At 57.9% G+C, this 1,333-nt stretch carries 2 protein-coding genes; both read left to right on the top strand.

The genetic code is table 11. The features are described 5' to 3' along the window. Nucleotides 1–44: 44 nt before the first annotated feature. Nucleotides 45–146 carry a hypothetical protein gene (locus A3SI_RS19470; protein ID WP_238531836.1) on the top strand — a complete coding sequence of 34 codons (102 nt, stop codon included), beginning with the start codon at nt 45–47 and terminating at the stop codon, nt 144–146. A 91-nt stretch (nt 147–237) separates the two neighbouring features. Then, nucleotides 238–1,333: COG1361 S-layer family protein (locus A3SI_RS21355; protein WP_009057968.1), on the top strand; the 1,096-nt coding region annotated here is incomplete at its 3' end.

Consider the following 1,333-nt stretch of genomic DNA (forward strand, 5'->3'; position numbering starts at 1 on the left):
TGACGGATGCACTTCCTGCGGGAACGGTGTTCGAGAGTGCGAGCATGGGCGGGACTTTTGCTGCCGGCACGGTGAGCTGGAACATCGCCGAGATCGCGGCGGGTGGAGAGGCTACGTTGACCTTAGTTTACGGAAGTCCCGGCTGAAATAGGGCGAAGCGGGTCAACGGTGGATCCGGCATAACGATAGCGGGCGGCCAATAAGTGCGGAATGAGATCCCAGATGGTCCGAAGGAAAATGCGCCGGATCCAGAGTAATGATGTGACGGTGGATACTGCTGCTACCTTAGCCATAGCGAAAACGACTGCTACTCCGAATGTGGTGGTAGGAGAGACGTTTACGTACACGATTACGGTGACGAATAATGGCCCAAGTGATGCGCAGCAGGTGGTGGTAACGGATGCCTTGCCGGCAGGAGTGAGCTTCGTGTCTGCGGATACTGGCGGCAGCTTGGATAATGGAGTGGTGAGCTGGCCTGTAGGCACTTTGGCCGCAGGCGCGTCGGTCAACCTGAGCTTGGAAGTACGCTTGGCGTCGGACTTGGCGAATGGCACGGAGGTGAGTAATGTCGCCGAGGTGAATAGCCCTACGGATGCGAGATCTCCACGCGTGTCTGCACCTGCGGTGATTACGGCGGTGAATGAGCGCGCGACCTTAGAGCTGGTGCTTGCGGCTACTCCGCTGACGGTGACCTCAGGGGATGCGATCACCTATACCTTAGAGGTGCGTAATACGGGTAATATCGGTACAGGTGCTGTGAATGTGACCTTGCCGCTACCGAATGACACGCAGTTTATTTCGGCGACGGATGGCGGTGTCTTGGATGGCTTGAATGTCAACTGGGCTCTGGCTAATGTGCCGGCAGGTGAGACGCTTAGCTTGAATTTGGTGGTTCGCAGCTCGGATGGCTTAGCTGATGGCGTGGTGATCGTGGCGCAAGCGCGCGGTACTGCGGCAGCGGACCCGAGAGGGGAGCAGTTGAGCAATGAGGTGCGGGTGAATGTGAATGCCTTACGTGTGGCGAATTTGGAAGTGCTGAAGACGCCGGCGGCACCACGCGTGCTGGCGGGTGAGTCGATTACCTACACGATTCGAGTACGCAATATAGGAAATGCGACAGCGCGCAATGTATTGGTGACGGATGCGCTTCCTGCGGGAACGGTGTTCGAGAGTGCGAGCATGGGCGGGACTTTTGCTGCCGGCACGGTGAGCTGGAACATCGCCGAGATCGCGGCGGGTGGAGAGGCTACGTTGACCTTAGTTTTAGGAATCCCGGCTAATACGGCAGCGGGTACGGTGATCCGTAACGTAGCGGTGGCCAATAGTGCGGATG

It is taken from the genome of Nitritalea halalkaliphila LW7, from assembly GCF_000265075.1.
Classification (GTDB): domain Bacteria; phylum Bacteroidota; class Bacteroidia; order Cytophagales; family Cyclobacteriaceae; genus Nitritalea; species Nitritalea halalkaliphila.

Bases quoted from the DNA above. Each gene is read 5' to 3' on its own strand.
- A3SI_RS19470 (WP_238531836.1), top strand. From the start codon at position 45: ATGGGCGGGACTTTTGCTGCCGGCACGGTGAGCTGGAACATCGCCGAG.